The sequence below is a fragment of the Mesorhizobium abyssinicae genome (assembly GCF_049887195.1).
Taxonomy (GTDB): Bacteria; Pseudomonadota; Alphaproteobacteria; order Rhizobiales; family Rhizobiaceae; genus Mesorhizobium; species Mesorhizobium abyssinicae.
In genome coordinates this window covers 256,811-283,429 of record NZ_JARAKC010000008.1, presented here as the reverse complement: position 1 = coordinate 283,429, position 26,619 = coordinate 256,811, and the positions used below count along the sequence as shown (strand labels likewise).

Sequence of the window (26,619 nt, the reverse complement as noted above, 5' to 3'; positions counted from 1 at the left end):
CCCCATCCTCCGGTGCGGGCGTGATTTGCCTTTTTGTCAGACATAAGCTCGAAAATCTGACGTTTATCCCTTGCCCGCGCGCCTTGTCTGGATAGGATGCGCGCCGACTTGGCCAGGGAGAAAAAAGATGATGCCATCGGCGCGTTTTGCCGATCTCGAAGGCGCTTCGGTGCTGATCACCGGCGGCGGTTCCGGCATTGGCGCGGCGCTGACCGAGGGCTTTGTCCGGCAAGGCGCGAAGGTCGCCTTCATCGACATCGCCGACGGTCCGAGCATCGCGCTTGCCGACCGCGTCGAGAAGGAGCAAGGCTGGCGGCCGCTCTACCTCAAGACCGATCTGCGCGACATCGAGGCGCTGCGCGCCTCGGCTGCCAGGGCGGCTGAAGCGCATGGCGACGTCACCGTTCTGGTCAACAACGCCGCGCTTGACGACCGCCACGCGGTCGAGGACGTCACCGTCGAGTTCTGGGACAACAACCTCGCGGTCAACCTGCGCCCGCATTTCTTCACCGCGCAGGCGGTGGCGCCGGGCATGAAGCGGGCCGGCGGCGGCTCGATCATCAATTTCACCTCGACCTCCTATCTGATCAACCATCCGGATATGCCGGCCTACACCGCCGCCAAGGCCGGCATACTCGGCCTCACCAAGGGCCTGGCCGGCAAGCTCGGCGCCGACCGCATCCGGGTCAACGCGATCGCGCCGGGCTGGGTGATCACCGAACGGCAGAAGGAGCTCTGGGTCACCGAAGGGTCGCTTGCCGCCCATGTCGCCAAACAGTGCATCAAGGACGTCATGCTGCCCGATGACATCGTCGGCACGGTGCTCTTCCTCGCCTCGGATGCCTCGCGCATGCTGACCGCGCAGATGCTGATCGTCGATGGAGGCTTCCTGTGAGCGCGGCGCCCGCGGTCGCGGCGCTCGACTGGGGCACGACCAGGCTCAGGGCCTGGCTGCTCGACGACGCCGGCAAGGTGCTTGCCGAGCGTCGCGGCGACGACGGGCTGATCACCGCGCGCGAGAAAGGGTTTTCGACGGTTCTCGAGGGCCACCTGGCCGCCATGGGCGCGCCGGAAACGCTGCCGGTCATCATCTGCGGCATGGCCGGATCCCGCCAGGGCTGGCTGGAAGCGCCCTATGTCACCGTGCCGGCGCCGATCGGCGCCATCCTGGCCGGCGCTATCAGGGTTCCCGGCCAGGGCCGCGACATCCGCATCGTGCCGGGCCTTGCCCAGCGGCTGGCCGATGCGCCCGACGTGATGCGCGGCGAGGAAACCCAGCTTGCCGGCGCCGGTTTGCCGGCAAAGGGTCGCCATCTCGTCTGCATGCCCGGCACGCATTCGAAATGGGTGGCGGTCGAGGACGGCGCCGTCGCCGGCTTCGGCACCTGGCCGACGGGCGAGCTGTTCTCGGTTCTGGCCGCGCATTCGATCCTGCGCCATTCGCTGGGCGAGCATCCGGCAGCGGTGGCGGCTGACAATCCCTTCTTCCGTCAATGGTGCGAACGAGCACTCGGCGAGGGCGGCGACGTCACCTCGAAGCTGTTTGCCATCCGCGCTGCCGGCCTGCTGCACGACCTGCAGTCCGACGATGCGGCGGCGTGCCTGTCGGGGTTGCTGCTCGGCGGCGAGATCGCTTCGGCAAAACGCCGCTATGGCGCCGGCGATGAGCCGGTCGTGCTGGTCGCCTCCGGCGCCCTGGCTGTGCTCTATGGCGCCGCGCTGGGCGTCGCGGGCCTTGCCTTCAGAACCGTTGACGCCGATGAAGCAGTGCGTGCCGGCCTCGTCGAGGCGGCGCGCGAGAACGGCATGATTGGAGCCGCCGCGTGACCCAGACCGCACCGTTTCCGAACCTCAAGCGTGGCCTCGTCGCCATCCTGCGCGGGCTGAAACCCGGCGAAGCGGTGGCGATCGGCCAGGCCATCTTCGATGCCGGCATCGAGGCGATCGAGGTGCCGCTCAATTCGCCGGAACCCTTCGTCTCGATCGCCAGCCTTGTGCAGGCTTTGCCGAAGACGGCGCTGGTCGGCGCCGGCACCGTGCTGACGATGGCCGATGTCGACGCCCTGCACAAGGCCGGCGGGCGCCTGCTGGTCAGCCCCAACATCGATGCCGAGGTGATGGGCCGCGCCAAGACCTACAACATGGTGACGATGCCCGGCGTGTTCACGCCGACTGAGGCCTTCCTGGCGATAAGGCTCGGCGCCTCGGCGCTGAAGTTCTTCCCGGCAAGCGTGCTTGGCGCCGGCGGCATTTCGGCCATGCGCGCGGTGCTGCCGGCCGAAATTGTGGTCGGCGCCGTCGGTGGCGTGTCGGAAAAGGATTTCGCCGGCTATAAATCGGCCGGCGTCAGCGCCTTCGGCCTCGGCTCCAGCCTGTTCAAGCCTGGCATGAGCGTCGAGGAGGTGGCGGCCCGCGCCCGCGCCGCCGTAACCGCCTGGGACGCGGCATTCGGGGGAGAGGCATGATGGACAACGGCGTTTCGGTTTTCTCGGACCATATCTGCCAGCTTGGCGAGGGGCCGAGCTACGACCCCGGCAGCGATGCGCTGTTCTGGTTCGACATCGTCAACGGCCTGCTTTTGGAGCAGGGCGTTGGCTCCGGCGCGCTGAAGGTGCATGAACTCGGCCTGATGGCCAGCGCGCTCGCCATCATCGACGACGCCCGCCAGCTGATCGCCACCGAGACCGGCCTGCATGTCCGCGATGTCGCGACCGGCAGGCTGACGCTGCACACCGCGATCGAGGCCGACAATCCGCTGACCCGCTCCAACGATTCGCGCGTCCATCCTTGCGGCGCCTTCTGGGTCGGCACCATGGGCAAGGACGAGGGCAAGGGCGCCGGCGCGATCTACTGGTTCTTCAAGGGCGAGTTGCGCCGGCTGTTTTCCGACATCACCGTGTCGAACTCGATCTGCTTCTCCGAGGACGGAAAGATCGCCTACTACACCGACACCTCGACCGGGCTGTTGATGCGCGTCGCCTGCGATGCGTCAACCGGCCTGCCCATAGGTGAACCAAAAGTGTTCGTCGACCATCGCAAATCGATGGGCTATGTCGACGGCTCCGTCGTCGACCGCGACGGCGTGCTTTGGAACGCCGTCTGGGGCGGCAAGGTGGTCAAGGCCTATGCGCCCGACGGCGCGTTGCTGCGCGAAATCCCGATGCCGGTGACGCAGCCTTCCTGCCCGGCCTTTGTCGGCGCCAAGGCCGACAGGCTGGCGGTGACCTCGGCGTGGAAGGGCAAGGACGACAAGCAGCGCAAGCTGGATCCCCAAGCTGGCATGACCTTCCTGCTGGATATCCCGGTCAGGGGCCGCTTCGAGCCGCGCGTGCTCATCGCCTGATGCGGACCACCGGCCCGCTTTGTGGACTGGGACCTGGTTCTGTCACGCAACCGCCCGCCCCGGTCGGTTTCGCGAAAGCCGATCGCAGCAGTCGTGCGATGGTAGCGGCATGACCGCCGGGAGCCTTGCCATTCGATGCCGCGCAACCAGCCGAGACTGATCCTCGTCCACGAGCCGGAAAAAGCCTGTTTCGAACGGCTTGCCGCTGACGGCCATGCGCCGGAGCGTGCCGCCGAAATCTCGTCCTATCTGGCGCAGTCGACCGATCTTGCGACGGAGTTCGACGCGCTGGCCGCGGCTTGCGACAAACGCGGCCTCGCCTTCGCGCCGGTCGAGTTGGATGAAGCCGCCGGCGTGCTCGCCGGCGCTGATCGGGAGGCCACCCTGGTCTGGACGTTGACCGACGGCGTCGCCTATTTCCGTGGCGGCGCCGCGCCCGCGCTGGCCAGGTTGAACGGGCTGCGCACGATCGGCGCCGATGATTCCGTGTTCGCGCTCTGCCAGGACAAGTTCCGCTCCGGCGCCGTGCTCGGAGCACTCGGGCTGCCGGTGCCGCGGGCCGGCTTGGCGCGGGACGGCAACTGGCTGGTCGCGCCGCCGGCCTCGCAAGCCGGCTGGTTCGTCAAGCCGAACCGGCTCGGCGCCAAGATAGGCATCTGGCCGGATTCGCGCGTCGATGATCTTGGCCATGCGCTGGAGCTTAGCCGGCGTGTCTTTGCCCACTATCGCGACGATGTCGTCGTCCAGCCCTACGTCGCCGGCCGCAATGTGCGCGCCAGCTTCCTCGGCCTGAAGCCGGACACCGGCGTCGAGGCGCTCGGCATCGCCTTTGTCGAGTCCGGTGGCGATTTCCAGACCATGGCCGACAGCCTGGCGCTCTATGGCGATACCGGCGTGGCCGCGAAGGCGGCTGGAACCTATGCCGAGCCTGAGCTCCAGCCTGTCGCCGCCAGCCAGCCGGCGGCCGATCGGGCGATCCGCGCCATGGCGCAAAAGCTGATTGGCGGGCTTGGCCTGAAGGACGTCTTCTCGATCGATCTCAGGCTCGAGGCCGACGACACCGTCCATCTCATCGAGTTCGAGGTCTGCCCCGGCCTGCCCTGCTTCGATTTTCGCGCCTATTGCGCCTCGCAATGGGGGCTGGGCCTCGCCGATGCGATGGCTGAAACCGCGAGGACCCGGCTAGGCTAGACGCCCTCGACCAGAACGATCTCGCCATCGGCCACTTTCTGGCGGATGGCGACGGCGCGCTGGTATTCCGGCGAGTGGTAGCAGTCATGCGCCGCGGCGAGCGACGGAAACTCGATGATGACATTGCGCGCGCGGCCCGCCCCCTCGGCCTTCTCATGCTCGCCGCCGCGCGCCAGGAACTGCGCGCCGAACCGCTCGAACGCCGGCTTCGCGGCGGCGACATAGTCCTTGTAGCCCTCGGCGTCGCGCACATCGACGCGGGCGACCCAGTATCCCTTTGGCATGCTTCTTCTCCCGGTTGCGGCGTTACGCCGAGCGCATCTCGTCAAGTATCGCTGCGGCCGCCGCGCGCCTGTCGTCGGCGGCGACGATCGGCCGGCCGACCACGAGATGGCTGGAGCCGTTGCGGATCGCCTGGGCCGGCGTCACCACCCGTTTCTGGTCGCCGTGGTCGCTGCCCTTGGGCCGTATTCCCGGCGTGACCACGGCCATGTTCGGCCCGACGATCCGGCGCACGGCTTCCGCTTCTTCCGCGGAACAGACGACGCCGCCCATGCCGGCATGCAGCGCCTGTTCGGCGCGCCGCAGCACCAGCGTGTGCGGATCGTATTCGTAGCCGGCGTCGATCATGTCCTGCTCGTCCATCGAGGTCAGCACGCTGACCGCGAGCAGGCAAAGATCGCTGCCCCTGGCCACTTCCACCGCTGCCCGCATCGCCTTCGGATAGGAGTGGATGGTCAGCATCGACATGCCCATCCTGACGATGTTCTCGACCCCCTTGGCCACCGTGTTGTCGATGTCGAGCAGCTTCATGTCGAGGAAGATCTTGGTGCCGCCGCTGGCAAGCTCGCGGGCGAAGTCGAGCCCGCCGGCGAAGGCGAGCTGATAGCCGATCTTGTAGAAGGACACAGTGCCGTCAAGCTCGCGCACCGCCTTCTCGGCCTCTTTCAGCGTCGGCACGTCGAGGCCGACGATCAGCCTGTCGCGCATGGTGTCGGCATGTTCGGGAATCATGCCTCGATCCGGCTGGACAGCATGCGCGAGGTTTCGATCAGTGTGCGGCATAGGCGCTCCATCGATTGGCGTAGTCTGTCGTCGCGGAAATGTCCATCCTGGTCGAAGGCGTCGCTGGCGCCCGAGACCGAGCATTCCGGCGTGACCACCTCGACCTGGCAGCGCACCAGCACGGCACGCAGATGATTGATGCAGCGTATGCCGGCGAACTTGCCGTCGGAGGAGGAGCAAAGGCCTGCCGGCTTGCCCGGAAACGGCCTGAACGAGCGGCTGCCGTCGCGGCGTATCCGGCTCACCCAGTCGACGCTGTTCTTGAGCAGCGGCGGGATCGAGCCGTTATATTCCGGCGTTGCGATCAACAGCCCGTCATGGCCGGCGATCAGCCGGCCGAGCCGCATGGCATTCTGCGGAATGCCTTCTTCCTTTTCCAGGTCCTCGTCCATGATCGGCAGCGGATAGTCGCCGAGCGAGATGCGCGTCACCTCGGCGCCCTGCATGGCAAGCTCTCGCTGCGCCACGTCGGCGGTCCTGCCGCTGAAGGCGCCGGACCGGACCGATCCGGCGAAGACGAGGATTTTCGGGATTACTGGCATTGCCCACCCTTGTTCCCGGACAGGTACAGAAAGGGGGCGTTCAAATCAACGGTTGGATGAGGAACCGGGAGTAGGGGAGTAAGGGAGTAAGGGAGTAAGGGAGTGGGGCAACAGGGGGAATGTACGGCTCGATTTCCCTACTCCCCTACTGCCGTACTCCCCTATTCCCTTCTCATCTAATGCGCCTCGCGCCGGTAGATCCAAAGCTGCGTCGGCGGAATGTTGCGGATGATGAAATCGAAATGCTTGACCGTGTAGTCGCCACGGCCGGGCGGGATCGGCGACAGCGGACCGTAGGTCAGCTGCACGATCGGCCGGCCGGCGGGGATGCGGTCGAGCAGGCTTTCGATATAGGCGATGCGCTGGGCGACAGGGAAGTTGAGCAGGGGCACGCCGGAGACGACCGAATCGAACACCATGTCTCGCTTGTCGCCGAGCGTCGCGTTGAGATTGAAGGCGTCGCCCTCGATGACGTTGACGCCGGGATAGAGCTGACGCAGATGGCGCACGAAATCGGTCGAGTATTCGACGGCGTAGAGATTTTCCGGCTTCACGCCCTGGGCCAGGATGGCACGCGTGATGACGCCCGTGCCGGGTCCGACCTCGAGCACCGGCAGGCCGGATCTCGGGTTGACGATCGAGGCCATCTTGCGGGCTGTGATGGAACTCGTGGGAACGATCGAGCCGACCGTCTTCGGCTTGTCGATCCAGCCCCTGAAGAACTTCAGCTCGTCGTCGAACTTCTCCGCCAGCGACTTGCGCAATCCGGGACCACGTGCCATGCGAGCTCTCCTCAACGCTCCCCGACCCGCTAATTAGCAGCTAGGTGGGACAAGGCAAGGCGTCAACCTGGCATAAGGTGTTGATGACGCTCGGGAAGCATCCCGGATGCATGCCGTTTCAAACTGTCACCGATCGCCGAACGACTCAAAAAAGTCCTTCATGCGGGCGAAGAAGCCGCTCGACTGGGGCGAATTGTCCTGCGAGGACAACTGCTCGAATTCTTCCAGCAGCTCGCGCTGGCGGCGCGACAGGTTCTGCGGCGTCTCGACCGCGGTCTGGATGTAGAGGTCGCCGACATTGGGCTGGCGCAGCACCGGCATGCCTTTTCCCTTCAGCCGGAACTGGCGGCCGTTCTGCGTGCCCTCCGGCACCTTCACCTTGGTCTGCGTGCCGTCCAGCGTCGTCACCTCGAACGAACCGCCAAGGGCAGCCGTCGTCATCGAGATCGGCACCTTGCAATAGAGATCGGCGCCGTCGCGCTGGAAGAATTCGTGCGGCTTGACCGCGAGGAAGATGTAGAGGTCGCCAGACGGACCGCCGCGCAAGCCGGCCTCGCCCTCATTGGCAAGCCGGATGCGGGTGCCGTCCTCGATGCCGGCCGGGATGTTGACCGACAGCGAGCGCTCCTCGGTGACGCGGCCCTGGCCGGCGCATTTCGGGCACGGGTCCTTGATCGTCTGGCCGCGGCCCTGGCACTGCGGACAGGTGCGCTCGATCGAGAAGAAGCCCTGCGTTGCGCGCACCTTGCCGTGGCCGTTGCACATCGAGCAGGTCGCCGGCTGGGTGCCCGGCTTGGCGCCGCTGCCCGAGCATTCCGAGCAGGAGATCGAGGCCGGCACGCGGATTTGCGCGGTCTTGCCGGAGAACGCCTCCTCCAGCGAGATTTCCATGTTGTAGCGCAGGTCCGCGCCGCGCTCGCGACCGCCCGACGAGCGCCGCTGGCGGCCGCCCATCATGTCGCCGAAAATATCCTCGAAGATGTCGGCGAAGCCGCCGGCGCCGAAGCCCTGCGCGCCGCCATTCATGCCGCCATGTTCGAAGGCGGCGTGGCCGAAACGGTCATAGGCCGCGCGCTTCTGCGGGTCCTTCAGCGTCTCGTAGGCCTCGTTGATTTCCTTGAACTTATGCTCGCAGGCGTGGTCGCCGGGATTGCGGTCGGGATGGAACTGCATGGCGAGCTTGCGGAAAGCGCTTTTGAGCTCCTTCTCGTCGGCGCCCTTTTGCACGCCCAGCGTCTCGTAGAAATCAGCTTTCATTTTTTCCCGCAGTCCGGATGCTCAACGTCTTGATGCACTGTTGCGTCGTTTGCCGGCACGTCGTTTCGATTTAGGTGCGATGGTGGCCGGATGCCAGCCTTGACGCGGGTTTGCCCGTGTTTTTTCGGCCGCGCCTAGCACTTTTTCAGCCAGGGTTGCAAAAAAGCCCGGCTTTGCGCCGGGCTTTTCGCTTTATCTAGCGTCAGACGGTTCAGGCCGACTTCTTCTTGTCGTCATCCTCGTCGATTTCCTCGAAGTCGGCATCGACCACGTCCGAGTCCTTGGCGGCGTCCGCCTTGGCGTCGGCCTCGGCCGCTTCCTTCTGCGAGGCTTCGTACATGGCCTGGCCAAGCTTCATCGAAGCTTCGGCGAGCGCCTGCGTCTTGGCCTCGATCTCGGCCGCGTCGTCACCCTCGGTGGCGGTCTTCAGCGCCGCGATCGCATCGGAAATCGCCGTGCGCTCGGTCTCGGAGACCTTGTCGCCATATTCCTTCAGCGACTTCTCCGACGAATGCACAAGCGCCTCGGCCTGGTTGCGGGCCTCGACCACGGCGCGGCGCTTCTTGTCGGCCTCGGCATTGGCCTCGGCATCCTTGACCATCTTCTCGATGTCGGTGTCCGAAAGACCGCCGGACGCCTGGATGCGGATCTGGTGCTCCTTGCCGGTGCCCTTGTCCTTGGCAGAGACGTTGACGATGCCGTTGGCGTCGATGTCGAAGGTGACCTCGATCTGCGGCACGCCGCGCGGCGCCGGCGGGATGCCGACCAGGTCGAACTGGCCGAGCATCTTGTTGTCGGCCGCCATCTCGCGCTCGCCCTGGAAGACGCGGATGGTCACCGCCGACTGACTATCCTCGGCGGTCGAGAACACCTGGCTCTTCTTGGTCGGGATCGTCGTGTTGCGCTCGATCAAGCGGGTGAACACGCCGCCCAGCGTCTCGATGCCGAGCGACAGCGGCGTCACGTCGAGCAGCAGCACGTCCTTGACGTCGCCCTGCAGCACGCCGGCCTGGATGGCGGCGCCGAGCGCCACGACCTCATCGGGGTTGACGCCCTTGTGCGGCTCCTTGCCGAAGAACTGCTTCACGATCTCCTGGATCTTGGGCATGCGGGTCATGCCGCCGACCAGGACGACCTCGTCGATCTCGCCGGCCTTCAGGCCGGCGTCCTTGAGCGCCGCCTTGCAGGGATCGATCGTGCGCTGGACGAGATCCTCGACCAGGCTCTCGAACTTCGCCCGGGTCAGCTTCAGCGTCAGATGCTTCGGCCCGGTGGCGTCGGCGGTGATGAAGGGCAGGTTGATCTCGGTCTGCGTCGTCGACGACAGCTCGATCTTGGCCTTCTCGGCCGCCTCCTTCAGGCGCTGCAAGGCAAGCTTGTCGGCCTTCAGGTCGATGCCCTGTTCCTTCTTGAACTCGGCCGCCAGATACTCGACCAGGCGCATGTCGAAATCCTCGCCGCCGAGGAAGGTGTCGCCATTGGTCGACTTCACCTCGAAGACGCCGTCGCCGATCTCGAGCACGGAAATGTCGAAGGTGCCGCCGCCAAGGTCATAGACGGCGATGGTCTTGCCGTCCTTCTTGTCGAGGCCGTAGGCAAGGGCTGCCGCGGTCGGCTCGTTGATGATGCGCAGCACCTCGAGGCCGGCGATCTTGCCGGCGTCCTTGGTCGCCTGGCGCTGGGCGTCGTTGAAATAGGCCGGAACGGTGATGACCGCCTTCTCGACCTTCTCGCCGAGATAGGCTTCCGCCGTCTCCTTCATCTTCTGCAGGATCATGGCCGAGATCTGCGAGGGCGACTGCTTCTTGCCGCCGGCCTCGACCCAGGCATCGCCATTGTCGCCCTTGACGATCTTGTAGGGGACAAGCTTCTTGTCCTTCTCCGTCACCGGATCGTCATAGCGGCGGCCGATCAGGCGCTTGACCGCGAAGATGGTGTTTTCAGGATTGGTGACCGCCTGGCGCTTGGCCGGCTGGCCTACGAGGCGCTCGCCGTCGCCGCTGATGGCGACAATGGAAGGGGTCGTGCGCGCGCCTTCCGCATTCTCGATGACCTTCGGCTCCTTGCCATCCATGATGGCGATACAGGAGTTGGTCGTTCCCAGATCGATACCGATTACTTTTGCCATTGTTCTAGTCTCTCCGCTAAGCAGGCTCTCAGGACCCGTGAAGGCGTTCCGACGAAAGCCCCTGTTCACAAGAAATCCCGTTCCGGCAACCGGCTTTCCGGCGCCGAACGGCTTGGCGCGTATATAAGAACAGGCCGGACGGCGCGCAAGCATTCTGCGCAAGGCGTCCACTATCGCGGTCCACGGCAGGGAAAAGGCCTAAATCACGCGTACCGCAGCCGATTTGCCGCCGGACATGGCCAAACTCGCCGAATCCGAGGCGGGCAATAACGTCGCAGCCGCCGCAATCAGCGCCCGAATGCCTCGGCGCAGAGTGCCTGCAGCTTCGGGAAGATCGCCTTTCCACCGGCGATTACCTTCGTCCCCTGGCGGATGACGGTTGCCGGATCAGGCGTGAGCACCGTGCCGCCGGCTTCCTCGACCAGCAGCATGCCGGCCAGGCAGTCCCAGGCGTTCATGTGCTCCTCGACATAGCCGAGCAGCCGGCCGGAGGCGGCATAGGCGAGCATCAGCGCGCCTGAGGCGTTGCGGTAGAAGACGCCGCCTTCGGCCATGATCTGGCGGATGAGCACGGCGACATGCTCGGTGTTGGCCCGGTTCGACAGCCCGGTTCCGACCGAACCTTCCGTGAGGCTCGCGGCCTTGCTCGCCGTGATCGGCCTGCCGTTGACGAAGGCGCCGCCGCCGCGATGGCCGTGGAAGGTCTCGCCGGTCGAGGGCTCGTGGATGACGCCGACGACCGTCTCTCCGTTACTGGCGCAGGCGATCACCACGCACCAGGCCGGAATGCCGCGCACGAAATTGGCGGTGCCGTCGATCGGGTCGATCACCCAGACATGGCCTGTCGTGCCCGCGACCGCGGCATGTTCCTCGCCGACGATGCCGTCCTGCGGATAGGCGTCGGCGATCGCCGCGCGGATGAACAGCTCGACCTCGCGGTCGCCGTCCGAGACCAGGTCCTGATGACCCTTGCTCTCGACGGTCAGGTTTTCCAGGTCGCGGAAATACTTGAGCCCGAGCTCGCCGGCCCGTCGCGCGAGGTCGATGGCAAAGAGCGTTCGCGCGTCGAGGTCATTTGTCACAGGCGTGCTCGCGGTCGGGATGGGTGGTCCGCCATAGCAAAAGCCGTTGCCCGGCAACAGCAGCAAAAGCGCCTTGTCGGTCTCAGGCCGCTTGCGACAGCGATTTGTGGACGTCGGCAAGGATCTCGAACGAGCGCACCCTGGCCGCATGGTCGAAGATTTGCGCCGTCACCATCAGCTCGTCGGCGCCGGTGCGCCGCACGAAGGCGTCGATGCCTTGCCGCACCGTTTCCGGCGACCCGACCACGGCGCAGGACAGCGCCTGGCCGAGCATGGTCTTCGCCATCGGGTCCAGCGTCTGCTCGTAGCCCTCGACTGGCGGCGGCAGCCGGCCGGGCCGGCCGGTGCGCAGATTGACGAAGGCCTGCTGCAGCGAGGTGAACAAAAGCCGCGCTTCGGCATCGGTCGGCGCGGCAAAGACGTTGAGGCCGAGCATGACATAGGGCCTGTCGAGCTCAGCCGACGGCTGGAAGCGCGAGCGGTAGACTTCCAGCGCATGGTCGAGCTCGGCCGGCGCGAAATGCGAGGCGAAGGCGTAAGGAAGGCCGAGCAGCGCGGCGAGCTGCGCGCCGTAAAGGCTGGAGCCGAGGATCCAGACCGGCACCTTCTGGCCTTCGCCGGGCACGGCGCGGATGCGCTGGCCTTCCTCGGCCGGCTGGAAATAGCCCATCAGCTCGACGACATCCTGCGGGAAATTATCGCTGGCTTCCAGATTGCGGCGCAGCGCCCGCGCCGTCGCCATGTCGGTGCCGGGCGCGCGGCCGAGTCCGAGGTCGATGCGGCCGGGAAATAGCGCCGCCAGCGTGCCGAACTGTTCGGCGATGACCAGCGGCGCATGGTTGGGCAGCATGATGCCGCCGGCGCCGACGCGGATCGTCCTGGTGCCGCCGGCGACATGGGCGATGACCACCGAAGTCGCGGCACTGGCGATGCCCGGCATGTTATGATGCTCGGCCAGCCAGTAACGCCTGTAGCCGAGGCGCTCGGCATGGCGGGCGAGGTCGAGCGAGTTCGCCAGCGAGCGCGAGGCATCGCTGCCTTCGGCGATCGGCGACAGGTCGAGGACGGACAGGGCTGTCATTTCTCAGCGCTCCACGATGTTCTTTTCCCGCACCTTGGCGGCGAAGGCGGGCCGGTCGGGGATGACGATGCCGAGCTGGCCTTCCAGCACACCTGCGAGCTCCGCCGCTGTCGAGATCTCCCGCTGCTCGGTGCGGCCGCCGAGATGATGCGTCGACAGCCGGTTGTTGCGCAGCGCGTAGCGCCGGTCGGGCAGGGCGCGCGCCGCGATCACCGAGGACAGGAAATGCGAGCTCGGATGCGTCGACAGGAAGTGGTTGCCGACCGCATAGTCGACCGCGTAGGCCGGCTGCGTGTCGAAGCGATAGATGCTGCGCCAGTCGCCGCCGATCTGCGCCTGCAGGCGGAAATGATCCTCCGTCTCGACGAGGCGGAAGGGTTCATGCGGTGTCTGCTGCTCAGGTCCGGCTTCGAGCAGCAGCGGCGCCGTCAGCGTCAATCCGCCGAAACCGACATCGGCGAGATAGGTATTGCCGTCGAATTCCACCCTGAGCAGCATGTGGCTGCGCGCGGTGATGGCGTCGTCCGGCTGGCCCCACAGCACCCGCGCGGCGAGGCCGCTTACCTCGAAGCCGAGCGCCGTCAGCGCATGCATGAAGAGCAGATTGTGCTCGTAGCAATAGCCGCCGCGGCCACGCGTGAAGATCTTGTCCTGCAGCGAGGCGAGGTCGAGCTTGGGCGGATGGCCGAGGAACGGATCGAGATTCTCGAACGCGATCGCTTGCGGATGCTGCCGGTGCAGCGCCTTCAGCGTCGCCAGCGAGGCCTCGGTCGGGCCGCGATAGAAGATGCGGGCGAAATAGGCATCGAGGTCGAAGGAGGCGTCGGTCATGAAGGAGGTCCGGCTTTGACCGGCTCGATATAGGCACTCGCTCCGGGTCCGACAAACAGGAGCGGCAACAATTGGCGGGCCGGGTCAGGTCCGGACCTTGCCGTTCTCCTCGGCCGTATCGTCTTCGACGACGAGGCTATGCTGTGCCGCCAGGAAATTGCCGACATGGCTCAGCCCTTCGAAATGGTCGCAGAAGACCTTGACGACGACCAGTAGCGGCACCGCCATCAGCGCGCCGACAAAACCCCACAGCCACGACCAGAAGGCAATGGCGATGAAGATCGCCACCGCGTTGATCTCCAGCCGCCTGCCGACCACCAGCGGCGTCACGAACTGGCCCTCGACGATGTCGCACAGCAGCACGAAGGCCGGCGCCAGCAGCGCAAAGGAGATCGAGTCGAAGCTGATCAGCGCGATGACGGTGACAAGTATGATCGTCATCAACGCCCCGACATAGGGCAGGAAATTGAGCAAGGCGGCGGCCGCGCCCCAGACCATTGGGTTGGGCATTCCGAGCCCCCACAGGCCAAGGCCAATCACCGTGCCGAGGCCTGCATTGATGATGGTGACGGTGAGCAGGTAATGCGAAATCTCGCGCTCGACGTCGTAGACGACGCGCAGCGCCCGCTTCTTCTCGCTGAGGCTGGCGAAGGACTGGATGATCTTCTCGTAGAACATCGTGCCGGAGGCGAGCAGGAACAGCGACAGCACGAAGACGATGGTGATGCCGGTGCCCGCCGACAGGATGTTGCCGGCGGCGGAAGACAACATGCCGGACTGCGCCACCGCGACCTTCTGCACGTCGGGCTCCTGTGACGTCTGGGTCAGGCCTTCCAGCTGGTGCGAGATCTGCATGATCTTCTCGAACGGCTGCCTGAGTTGGGCCAGGCGCTCGGTGAGCTGCATGCCGATCGTGGACGCGTTGTTGATGAGCTCGATGACCGGGCCGCTGAGCAGATAGCCGGCGCCGGCGACGAAGATCAGCGACAGCAGCACCAGGAGCGTCGCCGACAGCGCGTCGGGCACGCCGTGCTGGCGCAGGAAGCGCACGATCGGCGTCAGCGTCAGCGCCAGCAGGAAGGCTAGGATCACCGGCATGAAGAAGGCGCGGCCGAAGTAGAGCGCATAGACCGCCATCAGGATGAAGATGCCGATGAGCAGCGATCGTATCAAATGCGTATCCGCGCGTATGTCTTCGCGCGGATCAGGCGTCCCGGTGGCGCCGGTGCCCGAAGCGGTCGGTTCGGCCTTCATCGTTTCCCTCGGGCACGCCGCATATGATGATGCGGCTTCCTCGCGAAAACGTGCTTCCGACGGCAAAGTTCCGTTAGCCGGCAATGACTTCGGCCGGAGAGGAAATGCGCCGACGGCGAAGATGAAGCCGCGGCTTCGGCGTTGGAACGCGTCCGGCCGGCGGTCAGGCGACGGGTTCGGCTGGTGCTGCCTTCGCCGTTTCCTTGCGCACGATCGGCGCCACCCTGGTGCCGTAGAGCTCGATCGCCTTCATGACCTTTGCGTGCGGCATGGTGCCGATCGCCATCTGCAGCAGGAAGCGGTCATTGCCGAAGATCCTGTGCTGGGCGACAATCTTCTCCGCCACCTGTTCGGGATTGCCGACGAACAAGGCGCCGTTCGGGCCGCGCGACTGGTCGAAATGCGCCCGCGAGGTCGGCCCCCAGCCGCGCTCGCGGCCGATGCGGTTCATCACCTCGGCCTGCGGCGTGTAGAAATCGTCCGCCGCCTTCTCGGTGGTCTCGGCGATGAAGCCGTGCACGTTGAGGCTGGTGGCGAGGCTTGCCGGATCGTTGCCGGCCCGTCTGGCGGCCTGGCGATAGACCTCGAACAGCGGCGCGAAGCGCGCCGGCTCGCCGCCGATGATGGCGAGCGCCAGCGGCAGGCCGAGCGCGCCGGCGCGGGCCGCGGACTGCGGCGTCCCGCCAATGGCGATCCAGACCGGCAGTTTCTCCTGGAACGGGCGCGGATAGACGCCACGGCCGTTGATCGGCGCGCGCAGGCGTCCTTGCCACGTCACCTTGACCTGATCGCGGATGGCAAGCAGCAGGTCGAGCTTCTCGGCGAACAGCTCGTCATAGTCTTCCAGATTGAAGCCGAACAGCGGGAAGGATTCGATGAAGGAGCCGCGCCCGGCCATGATCTCGGCGCGGCCGCCGGAAAGCAGGTCGAGCGTCGCGAACTGCTGGAAGACGCGCACCGGATCGTCGGAGGAGAGCACGGTGACCGCGCTGGTCAGCTTGATGCGCCTGGTGCGCTCGGCCGCCGCGGCCAGCGCCACGACCGGCGCGGAGGCGGCATAGTCGGGGCGGTGATGCTCGCCCAGCCCGAACACGTCGAGGCCGACCTGGTCGGCCAGCTCGATCTCCTCGATCAGATTGCGCAGCCGCTCATGCGGGCCGATGGCGCCCGGCCCGGGCTCGGGGCTGACGTCAGCGAAAGTGTAGAGACCGAGTTCCATGCCGTGCCATCCTGATGCCTTGTTTCGATGTTTGTGCGTCGCGCTGGAGATAGCGATCCGCCCGCCGCGCCGCCAGAGGCGCGGACTGTGAACACTGCATGTCGGTTTTCGCGCGGGACTGTGACGTCTCCCAGTTGCAACAGCCCAGAATTTCATGGCTGGCATACCGTTTTGGCGCTTGAACTATCGGTTTTCGCGCGTATGTAAGCGTCGCGAATTGACTTCAGGGAAGTGGACTTGGCTATCTACAGGGAAAAAGACATTTTCGAGCGGCGCAATGCCGCGAACGAGGCAAAGAAGGCGCTCCTGGAGCGCTTCAAGTCAAAGCCGGCCGCGGACGATCCCGCGGTGCTGGCGCGACAGGCCGAACGCAAGGCGATCCTCGAGGCGCGCGCGATACGCGAAGCCGAAAAGGCCAGGCTGAAGCAGGAAAAGCTGGCCCGCGAAGCGGCTGAGAAGGCCGAGCGCGAGGCAGCTGCCGAAGCGGCTCGCATTGCCGCCGAAGAGGCGGCTGCGGCGGAGGCAAAGATCCGCGAAGCCGAAGAGAACGATCGCATTTCGCGCGTGCTCGCCGACGAGGCCGAACGCAAGGCCAAGCGCGATGCACGCTATGCCGCGCGCAAGGCGCGTGTCGGCCGGACGCCTCCGGGTTTCTCGGCCCGCTAACAGCGGTTTCGTTCGAAGAACAGGTTCAGGGTCGCCAGGGGCGGCCCCGAACGCGTTTGCCTCGCGGCTAACATCAGGCCACCAGCTTCAGGCCGACGATGCCGCAGACGATGAGGCCGATGCAGGCAAGCCGAACCACGGTCGCCGGCTCGCCGAGCAGCCAGATGCCGAGCAGCGCGGTGCCGACGGTGCCGATGCCGGTCCACACCGCATAGGCCGTGCCGACGGGCAGCTCCTTCAGCGCCAGGCCGAGCATGCCGAGGCTGACGATCATTGAGGCGACGGTCAGCACCGTCGGCACCAGCTTCGAGAAGCCGTCAGTGTATTTCAGGCCGATCGCCCAGCCGATCTCGAACAGGCCGGCGAAAAACAGATAGATCCACGACATCGGCAATGCTCCATTCGCTGCGTGCCCTCACGGCGCACGATCTTGCGAAACCGGCGCGTGGAGCAGCACATTCAAGCACGGGTCGTCCCGGCCGGGTTTTGGGAGGAGCGAGGTCGTCCTCGCCACGCGGATATAGGCGGTCCTCGGCCCCAATCAACAAAACACCGGCAGCATGGCTCCATGCCGCCGGTTGAAAATCCGCGCCGGGACGGATCAGCCGAGGCCTATTTGTCCTTGAGCCGCGTCGCCTTGACCGGCGGCGCCTTGAGGGCCGGGGCCGCGGCGGGCTTCTTCGCGTCCTTCTTCGGCTTACGGGCTTCCTTGCCCGCCTTCATCGCACCTTTAGCCATGATTCGTTCCTCCGATTGTGGGCAACGAAGTGAAACAAGAGAAAAGCCGGACTGCAAGAGGACATTGTCGGACGCGCGCAGCGGCCTGGCCGCTGTCAACCGGTTTTCGCCGGCGAATCGCCTGAGGAGCTCCGACGGCCCGATCGTTATTGCGCGTCATGACGAAACGGATTCGGGCGTCGCGCTTTAAGTCTTTGTCTTGATGCGTTCCCCAAAACCGCGGCGCGATTTTGGACGACATGCATTAAGCTCCAGGCGTCAACCGGGACTTAGCGGCATGGCAGGGCATGGCGGATCGAAAAAGGTCATCTACGCGGCGCTTGCCGGCAATCTGGCGATCGCGTTGACCAAATTCGCCGCCGCGGCCTTCACCGGCAGTTCGGCGATGCTTTCGGAGGGCGTGCATTCGCTGGTCGACACCGGCAATGGCGGCCTGCTGCTCTACGGCATGCATCGCGCCGGCCGCCCGCCCGACCGCAGCCATCCGCTCGGCCATGGCCGTGAGCTCTATTTCTGGAGCTTCATCGTCGCCCTCCTCGTCTTCGCGCTTGGCGCCGGCGTGTCGTTCTACGAAGGCGTGGTGCACATCATGGCGCCGGAGCCGGTCGCCAATGTCAGGGTGAATTATGTCGTGCTCGGCCTCTCCTTCCTGTTCGAGGGCAGTTCCTGGTATGTGGCGCTGACCGCATTCCGCCGCGAGAAGGGCGGACTGGGCTGGTTCGAGGCGGTGCGGCTCAGCAAGGATCCGAGCGTCTATACGGTGCTGTTCGAGGACAGCGCGGCACTGCTTGGCCTGATCGTCGCCTTTGCCGGCATATTGGCGGCGGAAGTCTTTGCCATGCCCGAGCTCGACGGCGCCGCCTCGATCGGCATCGCGCTGATCCTCGGTTCGACCGCGATCTTCCTGGCGCGCGAAAGCAAGGGCCTGCTCATCGGCGAGCCGGCATCGCCGGAGGTGCAGAAGAAGGTGCTTGCCATCGTGCAGCGGGATCCGGCGGTGCAGCGGGCGAACGGCGTTCTCACCGTCCACATGGGACCGCAAGAGATCGTCGCCGGTCTGAGCGTCGAGTTCGAAGACCATCTGACGGCGCCCGAGATCGAGGCCTGCGTCGAGCGGCTGGAAGCGCTGCTGAAAACCGAGATGCCGGAGATCACCCGGCTGTTCGTCAAGCCGCAAACCACCGGCACCTGGGAGCGCCGCCGCAAGCTGATCGACGCTGCCTCCGATCCGGCTTTGGACTAGCGCTGCGCTGTTGCCTCGCGGCCTTGTCCCGCTAAGATCGTCGCGAATTCTGGAGGAGGTACCGATGAGGATTGACGGCGGGTGCCATTGCGGCGCCATCACCTATGAGGCCGAGGTCGACCCGGAAAAGACCTCGATCTGCCACTGCACGGACTGCCAGCAATTGACCGGCACAGCCTTCCGCGTGACGGTTCCAGCCCCGGAAATCAACTACCGGATCACCAGCGGCTCGCCGAAGGTCTACATCAAGACCGGATCCTCCGGCGCCAAGCGCGCGCAGGGCTTTTGCGGCGACTGCGGCTCCCATCTCTACGCGACCTCGGTCGGCGATGGGCCGAAGATTTATGGCATCAGGGTCGGTACGTCGCGTCAGCGCAAGGAACTGGTTCCGAAAAAGCAGGTTTGGCACCGCTCCGCATTGCAATGGTTGCCGGAATTCCAGAGCATGGCGACCATCGAGGAACAGTAGCGCCCGCCTCAGTCGCCGTCCTCGACAACCCGCAGCCTGAGCTGGCCGGTCTTGGAATCGGCCACCCGCGTCCCCGCTTCAGCCTTGCGCGGCGCCTCGGCTTCGCCTTCGCCGAACTCCAGCGCCTCGATCTTCTGGCCGCGCTTGGTCACTTTCGACGTCGAGACCAGGATGTCGTCGATGTCTTTCGCCGACTGGGTAAAATGCGTCTGCAGCCGGCGTACCCGCTCGTCGACACGCCCGACATCCTCCATCAGCCGGATCACCTCGCCCTGGATCAGATGCGCCTGCTCGCGCATGCGGGCATCCTTCAGGATCGCCTGGATGACCTGGATCGACAGCATCAACAGCGACGGCGAGACGATGACGACGCGGGCCCGGTGCGCCTTCTGCACCACCGCCTCGAAATTCTCGTGGATCTCTGCGAACACCGATTCCGACGGTACGAACATGAAGGCGGTGTCCTGCGTCTCGCCCTGGAGCAGGTATTTGTCGGCGATATCGCGGATATGCACCTCGATATCGCGCCGGAAGGCCTGCGCCGCGGCCTTCTGCATCTCCGCGCCTTCGGCGGCGCGGATGGCGTTCCAGGCTTCGAGCGGGAACTTGGCATCGACGGCGAGCGAGGGCGCGCCGTTCGGCATCCGTACCAGGCAGTCGGGCCGGCTGCCGTTCGACAGGGTCGCCTGGAATTCGTAGGCGCCATGGGGCAGGCCGTCGGCGACGATCGCCTCCATGCGCGACTGGCCGAAGGCGCCGCGCGTCTGCTTGTTGGAGAGGATCGCCTGCAGCTGCACGACCTGGCCGGCCAGCGACTGGATGTTGCCTTGCGCCGTGTCGATCACCGCCAGTCGTTCCTGCAGTTTGGCCAGGCTCTCATGCGTCGATTTGGTTTGCTCGGTCATGGTCTGGCCGATGCGGCCGGTCATGGCGTCGAGACGCTGGCCGATCGACTGGGTGAGCTCGGCCTGCCGCGCCCCGAACACTTCGGCAATCGCGCCCATGCGGCCCTGCATCTCGGCCTGCGCCTGCAGGATGCCGGCCATCCGCGCCTCGGCGTCGCGGGCATGGTCGGCGGCTTCCGCGGCTGCTATCGTCCGCGCCCTGGCCGAGCGCCACAGCGCGATGACCAGCGCAAGGAAGAGGCCGAGAAATAGGACAGCGCCGAAGGCCAGCATATGGCCGAGCGTGATCGTGCTGGCGCCGAGCCGCGCCACGGGTTCGGAAAGGATGGAGCTCAGGTCGTTCATGCGGGCAGCATAGATGATTCGGCTCTCCGGCACAGATCAAAACGTGAACAGGTCGAAAGCGCCCCGGTTGACGCTTTTCGCATGACGTCTTAGGTGAGACGCCATGTCGATCAAGCCGCTCATCATCCTTCCCGATCCCGTCCTGCGCCAGCTGTCCAAACCGGTCGAGCGCGTCGATGCGCCCTTGCGCAAACTGGCCGGCGACATGCTGGACACCATGTATGACGCCCCCGGCATCGGCCTGGCGGCGATCCAGATCGGCGAGCCGCTGCGCATGCTGGTCATCGACCTCGCCAAGGATGACGAGACGCCGGCGCCGCATGTCTTCATCAATCCGGAAATCCTCGAAAGCTCGGACCAGCGCTCGGTCTATGAGGAAGGCTGCCTGTCGATCCCGGACTATTACGCCGAGGTCGAGCGTCCCGCCGCGGTGCGGGTCAAGTATCTCGACCGCGACGGCAAGCTGCAGGAGATGCAGGCCGAAGGGCTGATGGCGACCTGCCTGCAGCACGAGATCGACCATCTCAACGGCGTGCTGTTCATCGACCACATCTCCAAGCTGAAGCGCGACATGGTGGTGAAGAAGTTCAAGAAGCTCGCCAAGGACAAGGCGCCGGGCAAGCTGGTGGGCTAGGGGTCATGCCCCTTCGCGTCATCTTCATGGGCACGCCGGAGTTTTCCGTGCCGACGCTGCGCGCGATTGCCGAAGCCGGCCATGAAATCGTCGCCGTCTACACGCAGCCGCCGCGTGCCGCCGGCCGGCGCGGGCTGGAGCTGACGCCGTCGCCCGTGCAGCGCGAGGCGGAGCGGCTGGGCGTCGAGGTCCGCACCCCGACATCGCTCAAGGGCGAGGCCGAGCAGCAGGCATTCGCCGCGCAGCGTGCCGATGTCGCCGTGGTCGTCGCCTATGGGCTTTTGCTGCCAAAGGCCGTTCTCGAGGCGGCCAGGCTCGGTTGCCTGAACGGTCACGCCTCACTTTTGCCGCGTTGGCGCGGTGCTGCTCCCATCCAGCGCGCCATCATGGCCGGCGATGCCGAGACCGGCATGATGGTGATGCGCATGGAGGAAGGTTTGGACACCGGTCCGGTGGCATTGGTTGAAAAATGCGCCATCGAACCCGATATGACCGCCGGCGAACTGCATGACCGTCTGATGGCTCAAGGCGCTTCGCTGATGGTGGAAGCGCTCGCGCAGTTGGGGATAAATTGTCTGACATTTGCCCAACAGGCGACTGTGGGGGTGACCTACGCCCGAAAGATCGATAAGTCGGAGACACGCGTAGACTGGACGCGGCCTGCCGGCGAAGTCCACAATCACATTCGCGGCCTCTCGCCCTTTCCGGGCGCGTGGTGCGAGGTCGACATTGGCGGCCGCATGGAGCGGCTGAAACTGCTTCGCTCGACGCTCTCGGATGGCGTCGGCGAGTCGGGAGGAGTTCTCGATGACCGGCTGACGGTCGCCTGCGGGTCAGGCGCGGTCCGGCTGGTCGAAGTTCAACGGGCGGGCGGAAAGCCCGCCGCCGCGCAGGAGTTCTTGCGCGGGGCCAAGATCGAAAAAGGAACGAAACTCTCATGAGCATGATGTCGATACGCGCGGCGACGCCGCGGGATCGCGAGGCGATCCGCCTCGTCGAAGAGCATGCCTTCGGCCAGCAGGCGGAGGCCGGACTGGTCGACGCGCTGGTCACCGGCGGCGATGCCGTCGTCGAGCTTGTGGCGGAAGAGGACGGCCAGGTGGTCGGCCATATCCTGTTCTCCAGGCTTTTCGTCCAGAAGGGCGCCAAGCAGTTCGCGGCCGTGGCGCTGGCGCCGCTGGCAGTCGAGCCGTCCTTCCACGGCACCGGCATCGGCGGCGCCCTGATCCGCGAGGCGCATGTCCGCCTCAAGGAAGCCGGCGAGCGGCTTGCCGTGGTGCTCGGCGATCCGTCCTATTACGGCCGCTTCGGCTACACCCATGCGCGCGCCGAGAAATTCGAGAGCGAGTATCAGGGCGAGGCGCTGCAGGCGCTGGCCTGGGGCGATGCTCCCGAGGCCGGCAAGCTGGTCTACGCTTCGGCCTTCACCGCGCTTGCCGCCTAGGCGGCAAGCTACGGCCCTCTATGCCGCGTTTTCGCCTCGACATCGAATATGACGGCAGCCTTTTTGCCGGCTGGCAGCACCAGGCGGATCAGCCTTCGGTGCAGCAGGCGATCGAGCAGGCGATCGAAAAGTTCTGCGGCGAGGCGGTAAGGCTCCGCGCCGCAGGCCGCACCGATGCCGGCGTGCACGCCACCGCCCAAGTGGCGCATGTCGACCTGGTCAAAGCCTGGCCGGGCGACAAGGTGCGGGACGCCGTCAACGCGCATCTGCAGGCCGCCGGCGCTCGCATCGCCATTCTCAAGGCCGCTGTCGTCGCCGACGGCTTCGACGCCCGCTTTTCCGCCACCGGCCGCCACTACCTCTACCGCATCCTCAACCGGCGCGCGCCGGCGGCGCTGGAGAAGGGCAAGGTCTGGTGGGTGCCGAAGCGGCTCGACGCCGAGGCCATGCACGAGGCGGCCAAAGTGCTGCTCGGCCGCCATGATTTCACGACTTTCCGCTCGACCCAGTGCCAGGCCGAAAGCCCGGTTCGCACGCTCGACCGGCTGGACGTCAGCCGTTCGGGCGACATGATCGAGGTGCGGAGCTCGGCGCGCTCCTTCCTGCACAATCAGGTGCGCTCGATGGTCGGTTCGCTGAGGCGCGTCGGCGACGGCTCCTGGACCGCCGCCGATCTCAAGGCTGCGCTCGACGCCCAGGTCCGCGCCGCCTGCGGCCAGGTGGCGCCGCCCGACGGGCTGTTCCTCGTCGGCGTCGATTATCCGGAAGGATCCTAGCCCTCGACGCCGGTCGGGATGGTGATGCCGAGCAGCGCCTGCAGCCCGAACAGCACGGCCAGCGAGGCCACGAACATGCCGGCGAAGACCGCGGTGCCGACGGCGGCGCCCCTGCCGATGACGGCATTGGTCATGCGCCAGGTCAGTATCATCGAGACCGCGAACAGAAGCAGCGACACCAGCCCGGGGACCTCGTCGGTCGACGGCAGGAAAAGCCGGATCAGCGCCGACGGCAGCATCAGCCAGGCGATGATCGCCGACGCCCAGTTGCTGGCCACGACATAATGGACGAAACGGCCGCCAATGCCGACGCGCGGCGCGATCAGCGCCAGGCCGACCAGCGGCAGCACCCAGGAGCCGATATCGACGGTCGCCAGCCGCAGAAGCATGCTGAAGCGCCCGGCGAAGGCGTTCGGGTCGCCGATCTCATTGGCGATGCCGACCCAGCCGACGATCAGCGCCGGCGCGGCCACGACGATGGCGAAGAAGGAATTCCAGAAACCGTCCGCCGACAGGTCGAGCAGGCGCAACCCGTCGACCTTGCCGAGCATCAGCCGCCAGGCGCCGGCCAGCGAGGCGTAGGTTTCATCAGCCGACAGCATGGTCCTGCCCGAACCAGTCTTCGATGAAGCGCTGATAGATCCCGGTCAGCGTTTCCAGATCGGCAAGCGCGACGCGTTCGTCGACCATATGCATGGTCTGGCCGACCAGTCCGAACTCGACCACCGGGCAATAGTCCTTGATGAAGCGGGCGTCCGATGTGCCGCCGGAGGTGGAAAGCGCCGGCTTCCTGCCGACCGTCGCCTTGACCGAACCGCTCAGCGTCTCGATCAGCCGCTCGTCGCGGGTCAGGAAGACGTGGCTCGGCCGGTCGCGCCAGACGAGCTCGTAGTCGACCGGGGTCTTCTTGCCTGGCCGGTACTTCTTGCGCCCGGCCGCCTGGTCGAGGCGGTTGTGGATCTCGGCCTGGATGGTCTCGGCCGTCCAGGTGTCGTTGAAGCGGATGTTGAAGGTGGCCGTCGCCTTGGCCGGGATGACGTTGGTGGCCGGATTGCCGACGTCGATCGAGGTGACCTCCAGATTGGTCGGCTGGAAATCCTTTGTCCCCTTGTCGAACACCGGATGGAGCAGGGCGTCGACCAGGCTGACCAGCCCGCGTACCGGATTGTCGGCAAGCTGCGGATAGGCGGCGTGGCCCTGACGCCCGTTGACGGTCACGCTGCCGGAGATCGAGCCGCGCCTGCCGATCTTGATCATGTCGCCGAGCGTGTCCGGATTGGTCGGCTCACCGACGATCGCGGCGTCCCATTTCTCGCCCTTGCCCGCCGCCCACTCGAGCAGCTTCACCGTGCCGTTGATCGCCGGCCCCTCTTCGTCGCCGGTGATCAGCAGCGAGACCGAGCCTTTCGGCCCGCCCGCCTTCTCGACATGGCGCGCCACCGCCGCGATGAAGCAGGCGATGCCGCCCTTCATGTCGACGGCGCCGCGGCCATACATTTCGCCATTGGCGATCTCGGCGGCGAAGGGCGGGTGCGTCCAGGCCGTCTCGTCGCCGACCGGCACCACATCGGTATGGCCGGCGAACATCAGATGCGGTCCGTTGCCGGAGCGCCTTGCATAAAGGTTCTCGATGTCCGGCGTGCCGTCTTCAGAGAACACCGGACGCTCGACGGCGAAGCCGAGCGGCTTCAGCATCGTCTCCAGCGAGGCGAGCGCGCCGCCTTCGGCGGGCGTCACCGAGGGGCAGCGGATCAGGGCGGCAAGGTTTGCGGCAGGGTCGGTGGGCAATTTCATGGGCAAAGCGATAATCGAAAGCGAAAGGCCTGTCACGACCAGACGTCATGGCCGGCCATGGCGCCGACATTATGGTTTTCATGTCGTATAGTCGCAGACCAAGGTGAGACTATCGCATGGCCAGGGAAGAAAAGACCATCGCCATTGCCGGTGCCGGCAGTATCGGCTGCTATGTCGGCGGCTGCCTTGCGCTCGCCGGACGCAAGGTGGCTTTGCTGGCGCGCCCGCGCGTCGAGGCGGCGTTGCGCAAGGATGGCTTGCGGCTCAGCGACCTCGATGGCCGCGACCGCTGCATCGCGCCCGCGGCGCTTTCCGTCACCGCCGATCCGGCTGAGGCCCTGGCCGGCGCCAATATCGTCCTGGTGACGGTCAAGAGCGGCGCCACCGAGGAGATGGCCGCGCTCATTGCGGCGCATGCCAGCCCGGAAGCGGTGGTGGTCAGCCTGCAGAACGGCGTCGGCAATGCCGAGAAACTGCGGGCAAGGCTTGCCGGGCGACACGTGCTTGCCGGCATGGTGCCGTTCAATGTCGTGCAGACACCGGAGGGCGAGGCGCCGTTTCATGTGCATCGCGCCAGCGAGGGCAAGGTGATGATCGAGGACGGCGTGGCCGGCCTTGCCGGCCTGCTCGATGTCGAAGGGCTTGGCGTCGAAACCCATGCCGACATGAAGGCGGTACTGTGGGGCAAGCTCCTGATGAACCTCAACAACGCGCTGGTGGCGCTGTCCGGCCTGCCGCTGGCAACCGAACTGGCCGACCGCCGCTGGCGGCTGATCCTGGCAGCCCAGATCGACGAGGCGCTGGCGGCGATGCGGGCGTCGGGCATCCGGCCGGCGCGCATTGCCGGCCTGCGTCCCGCGCTGCTGCCCAAGGTGCTCGGCCTGCCCGACTGGCTGTTCCGGCGGCTGGCGCGCCGCATGCTGGCCATCGACCCCGAGGCGCGTTCGTCCATGTGGGACGACCTGCGGCGCGGCCGGCCGACGGAGATCGGCGAATTGCAGGGCGCGGTGCTCGCGCTCGCCGAACGCTCCGGCGTGCCGGCGCCGATGACGGAACGCGTCGCCGCCCTGGTACGCGAGGCCGAGGCGGCACGGCGCGGTCCGCCGGGGTTGGCGCCGGAAGCGGTCAGACCTGATCGTCGATCAGGGTGATCTTCTGCCAGATCTTGCGCGACAGGTTGGAGGCCAGGTTCTCGACGTCGTTGACGCCGTCGATGACCACGTCGTCATTGACCGACTGCGCGAACAGCGCCGCGATCTTGCCGGTGATCGACAGCATCTCCGAACAATAGTCGAGGTAGCGGGCGAGGTCGGCGGCATTGGTGATGCGGGCCGGCGAATGCGAGGTCGGCTTGAAATTGGCCGACAGCGTCGCCGGGTCCTTGGTCAGCTGGTGCATGTCGATGACGTGGATCAGCGAGCGCAGGCCGTGCAGCTGGCGGAACACCTGCTTGCGCTTGATGCGCTCCTCGGTGCGGATGAGGGCCAGGAAGCCGACGATGGCGAGGATGAACATGTTGAGCGAGGCTTCGATGCCTTGCACCGACTGGACGGCGTCGCTGGTCCGCGAAAGCCGGTCGAGCGGCAGGATGGTGCCGACGAAGACGAACACCAGCGCGCCGGCGACGACGGCGGCGGCGATCAGGCCGCGCAGCCACCAGAGCGGCGCCTCCAGCGCCTTGGCGCCCTTTGCCAGGTCGCGCGACAGCGACACCAGTTCGGCGGCGACGCCGCGAAGGCCGGCGTCGGGAAAACGCTCGGCGACGCGCTCCTCCAGCCGTTCGGCGGTCTCGATGATCAGTTTCGGATCGAGCGTGCGGTAGCGCATGGC

At 66.1% G+C, this 26,619-nt stretch carries 30 protein-coding genes; 13 read left to right on the top strand and 17 right to left on the bottom strand.

The features are described 5' to 3' along the window. The first annotated feature begins 127 nt into the window (after window positions 1-127). The 5 genes from PU724_RS19920 to PU724_RS19900 all read left to right on the top strand — a co-directional run bounded on the left by PU724_RS19920 (window position 128) and on the right by PU724_RS19900 (window position 4,534). A complete protein-coding gene (locus tag PU724_RS19920; RefSeq protein ID WP_127309286.1) occupies window positions 128-895 on the top strand; it encodes an SDR family NAD(P)-dependent oxidoreductase in 768 nt (255 codons plus the stop codon). After that, window positions 892-1,827, top strand: a complete 936-nt coding sequence (locus PU724_RS19915) for a 2-dehydro-3-deoxygalactonokinase (RefSeq protein ID WP_127309287.1) — start codon at window positions 892-894, stop codon at window positions 1,825-1,827. Before PU724_RS19920 ends, PU724_RS19915 begins: the two co-directional genes overlap by 4 nt. After that, on the top strand, window positions 1,824-2,465 hold the full coding sequence (locus PU724_RS19910) for a 2-dehydro-3-deoxy-6-phosphogalactonate aldolase (RefSeq protein WP_127309288.1): 642 nt from the start codon (window positions 1,824-1,826) through the stop codon (window positions 2,463-2,465). Before PU724_RS19915 ends, PU724_RS19910 begins: the two co-directional genes overlap by 4 nt. Continuing rightward, the gene (locus PU724_RS19905) at window positions 2,462-3,343 is read left to right on the top strand and encodes an SMP-30/gluconolactonase/LRE family protein (protein WP_354420504.1); all 882 of its coding nucleotides are present in this window, start codon (window positions 2,462-2,464) and stop codon (window positions 3,341-3,343) included. Before PU724_RS19910 ends, PU724_RS19905 begins: the two co-directional genes overlap by 4 nt. A gap of 135 nt (window positions 3,344-3,478) precedes the next feature. Then, entirely contained in the window at window positions 3,479-4,534 is a 1,056-nt protein-coding gene (locus PU724_RS19900) for a D-alanine--D-alanine ligase family protein (protein ID WP_354420503.1), read from the top strand. On the opposite strand, the gene PU724_RS19895 is transcribed toward PU724_RS19900, so the two are convergent. The 11 genes from PU724_RS19895 to PU724_RS19845 all read right to left on the bottom strand — a co-directional run bounded on the left by PU724_RS19895 (window position 4,531) and on the right by PU724_RS19845 (window position 15,775). Beyond that, a complete protein-coding gene (locus tag PU724_RS19895) occupies window positions 4,531-4,818 on the bottom strand; it encodes a DUF1330 domain-containing protein (RefSeq protein WP_127285095.1) in 288 nt (95 codons plus the stop codon). The genes PU724_RS19900 and PU724_RS19895 overlap by 4 nt on opposite strands. Window positions 4,819-4,840: 22 nt before the next feature. Next, a complete protein-coding gene (gene pyrF, locus PU724_RS19890) occupies window positions 4,841-5,548 on the bottom strand; it encodes an orotidine-5'-phosphate decarboxylase (RefSeq protein ID WP_354420502.1) in 708 nt (235 codons plus the stop codon). After that, a complete protein-coding gene (locus PU724_RS19885) occupies window positions 5,545-6,141 on the bottom strand; it encodes an NADPH-dependent FMN reductase (protein WP_135860210.1) in 597 nt (198 codons plus the stop codon). Before PU724_RS19885 ends, pyrF begins: the two co-directional genes overlap by 4 nt. A gap of 176 nt (window positions 6,142-6,317) precedes the next feature. Further along, entirely contained in the window at window positions 6,318-6,923 is a 606-nt protein-coding gene (pmtA, locus tag PU724_RS19880) for a phospholipid N-methyltransferase PmtA (protein ID WP_127285098.1), read from the bottom strand. 126 nt (window positions 6,924-7,049) lie between these two features. After that, window positions 7,050-8,180 (bottom strand): molecular chaperone DnaJ, encoded by a 1,131-nt coding sequence (gene dnaJ, locus PU724_RS19875; protein ID WP_127285099.1) that lies wholly within the window; start codon window positions 8,178-8,180, stop codon window positions 7,050-7,052. A gap of 211 nt (window positions 8,181-8,391) precedes the next feature. Next, a complete protein-coding gene (gene dnaK / locus PU724_RS19870) occupies window positions 8,392-10,308 on the bottom strand; it encodes a molecular chaperone DnaK (RefSeq protein WP_127285100.1) in 1,917 nt (638 codons plus the stop codon). Window positions 10,309-10,595: 287 nt separating this feature from the next. Then, a complete protein-coding gene (locus tag PU724_RS19865; RefSeq protein WP_354420501.1) occupies window positions 10,596-11,390 on the bottom strand; it encodes an inositol monophosphatase family protein in 795 nt (264 codons plus the stop codon). Window positions 11,391-11,472: 82 nt separating this feature from the next. Continuing rightward, window positions 11,473-12,471 (bottom strand): LLM class flavin-dependent oxidoreductase, encoded by a 999-nt coding sequence (locus PU724_RS19860; protein WP_292247450.1) that lies wholly within the window; start codon window positions 12,469-12,471, stop codon window positions 11,473-11,475. A gap of 3 nt (window positions 12,472-12,474) precedes the next feature. After that, a complete protein-coding gene (locus PU724_RS19855; RefSeq protein ID WP_354420500.1) occupies window positions 12,475-13,302 on the bottom strand; it encodes an arylamine N-acetyltransferase family protein in 828 nt (275 codons plus the stop codon). Between the two features lie 84 nt (window positions 13,303-13,386). Continuing rightward, window positions 13,387-14,556, bottom strand: coding sequence for an AI-2E family transporter (locus tag PU724_RS19850; RefSeq protein WP_354420499.1), 1,170 nt, complete (start codon window positions 14,554-14,556; stop codon window positions 13,387-13,389). Between the two features lie 163 nt (window positions 14,557-14,719). Further along, on the bottom strand, window positions 14,720-15,775 hold the full coding sequence (locus tag PU724_RS19845; protein WP_354420498.1) for an LLM class flavin-dependent oxidoreductase: 1,056 nt from the start codon (window positions 15,773-15,775) through the stop codon (window positions 14,720-14,722). Between the two features lie 237 nt (window positions 15,776-16,012). Here PU724_RS19845 and PU724_RS19840 point away from each other — a divergent pair, with 237 nt between their 5' ends. Next, window positions 16,013-16,441, top strand: a complete 429-nt coding sequence (locus PU724_RS19840; RefSeq protein WP_127284673.1) for a DUF6481 family protein — start codon at window positions 16,013-16,015, stop codon at window positions 16,439-16,441. 73 nt (window positions 16,442-16,514) lie between these two features. Here the strand turns inward: PU724_RS19840 and sugE are convergent, their stop codons facing one another. Beyond that, complete coding sequence (gene sugE, locus PU724_RS19835) at window positions 16,515-16,829, bottom strand: quaternary ammonium compound efflux SMR transporter SugE (protein ID WP_292100394.1); 315 nt, start codon at window positions 16,827-16,829, stop codon at window positions 16,515-16,517. A 224-nt stretch (window positions 16,830-17,053) separates the two neighbouring features. Then, the gene (locus PU724_RS19830) at window positions 17,054-17,179 is read right to left on the bottom strand and encodes a hypothetical protein (RefSeq protein WP_126059281.1); all 126 of its coding nucleotides are present in this window, start codon (window positions 17,177-17,179) and stop codon (window positions 17,054-17,056) included. A gap of 277 nt (window positions 17,180-17,456) precedes the next feature. Between PU724_RS19830 and PU724_RS19825 the strand changes: the two genes are divergently transcribed. Together PU724_RS19825 and PU724_RS19820 are read left to right on the top strand one after the other, a co-directional pair. Then, window positions 17,457-18,422 carry a cation diffusion facilitator family transporter gene (locus PU724_RS19825; RefSeq protein WP_320321159.1) on the top strand — a complete coding sequence of 322 codons (966 nt, stop codon included), beginning with the start codon at window positions 17,457-17,459 and terminating at the stop codon, window positions 18,420-18,422. 64 nt (window positions 18,423-18,486) lie between these two features. Further along, on the top strand, window positions 18,487-18,891 hold the full coding sequence (locus tag PU724_RS19820) for a GFA family protein (protein WP_320321160.1): 405 nt from the start codon (window positions 18,487-18,489) through the stop codon (window positions 18,889-18,891). Between the two features lie 8 nt (window positions 18,892-18,899). Here the strand turns inward: PU724_RS19820 and PU724_RS19815 are convergent, their stop codons facing one another. Then, the gene (locus tag PU724_RS19815) at window positions 18,900-20,141 is read right to left on the bottom strand and encodes a DNA recombination protein RmuC (protein ID WP_127284669.1); all 1,242 of its coding nucleotides are present in this window, start codon (window positions 20,139-20,141) and stop codon (window positions 18,900-18,902) included. Between the two features lie 103 nt (window positions 20,142-20,244). Here PU724_RS19815 and def point away from each other — a divergent pair, with 103 nt between their 5' ends. Genes def through truA form a run of 4 tightly spaced genes read left to right on the top strand, consistent with a single transcriptional unit; the run spans window position 20,245 to window position 22,995 of the window. Further along, window positions 20,245-20,775 carry a peptide deformylase gene (def, locus tag PU724_RS19810; RefSeq protein ID WP_354420497.1) on the top strand — a complete coding sequence of 177 codons (531 nt, stop codon included), beginning with the start codon at window positions 20,245-20,247 and terminating at the stop codon, window positions 20,773-20,775. Window positions 20,776-20,780: 5 nt separating this feature from the next. Beyond that, window positions 20,781-21,716 (top strand): methionyl-tRNA formyltransferase, encoded by a 936-nt coding sequence (gene fmt, locus PU724_RS19805; RefSeq protein ID WP_354420496.1) that lies wholly within the window; start codon window positions 20,781-20,783, stop codon window positions 21,714-21,716. After that, window positions 21,713-22,219 carry a GNAT family N-acetyltransferase gene (locus tag PU724_RS19800; protein ID WP_127284666.1) on the top strand — a complete coding sequence of 169 codons (507 nt, stop codon included), beginning with the start codon at window positions 21,713-21,715 and terminating at the stop codon, window positions 22,217-22,219. Before fmt ends, PU724_RS19800 begins: the two co-directional genes overlap by 4 nt. A gap of 20 nt (window positions 22,220-22,239) precedes the next feature. Further along, window positions 22,240-22,995 (top strand): tRNA pseudouridine(38-40) synthase TruA, encoded by a 756-nt coding sequence (truA, locus tag PU724_RS19795; protein WP_354420495.1) that lies wholly within the window; start codon window positions 22,240-22,242, stop codon window positions 22,993-22,995. On the opposite strand, the gene PU724_RS19790 is transcribed toward truA, so the two are convergent. Next, window positions 22,992-23,597: a transporter gene (locus PU724_RS19790; protein WP_127284664.1), complete on the bottom strand. Its 606-nt coding sequence runs from the start codon at window positions 23,595-23,597 to the stop codon at window positions 22,992-22,994. The genes truA and PU724_RS19790 overlap by 4 nt on opposite strands. Next, window positions 23,584-24,789 carry a succinyl-diaminopimelate desuccinylase gene (gene dapE, locus PU724_RS19785; protein WP_354420494.1) on the bottom strand — a complete coding sequence of 402 codons (1,206 nt, stop codon included), beginning with the start codon at window positions 24,787-24,789 and terminating at the stop codon, window positions 23,584-23,586. The genes PU724_RS19790 and dapE overlap by 14 nt, the downstream gene beginning before the upstream one ends. 116 nt (window positions 24,790-24,905) lie before the next feature. Here dapE and PU724_RS19780 point away from each other — a divergent pair, with 116 nt between their 5' ends. Continuing rightward, window positions 24,906-25,940, top strand: coding sequence for a 2-dehydropantoate 2-reductase (locus PU724_RS19780; RefSeq protein WP_354420493.1), 1,035 nt, complete (start codon window positions 24,906-24,908; stop codon window positions 25,938-25,940). Here the strand turns inward: PU724_RS19780 and PU724_RS19775 are convergent. Beyond that, window positions 25,915-26,616, bottom strand: coding sequence for a hypothetical protein (locus PU724_RS19775; RefSeq protein ID WP_127284661.1), 702 nt, complete (start codon window positions 26,614-26,616; stop codon window positions 25,915-25,917). The genes PU724_RS19780 and PU724_RS19775 overlap by 26 nt on opposite strands. Between the last annotated feature and the right edge of the window lie 3 nt (window positions 26,617-26,619).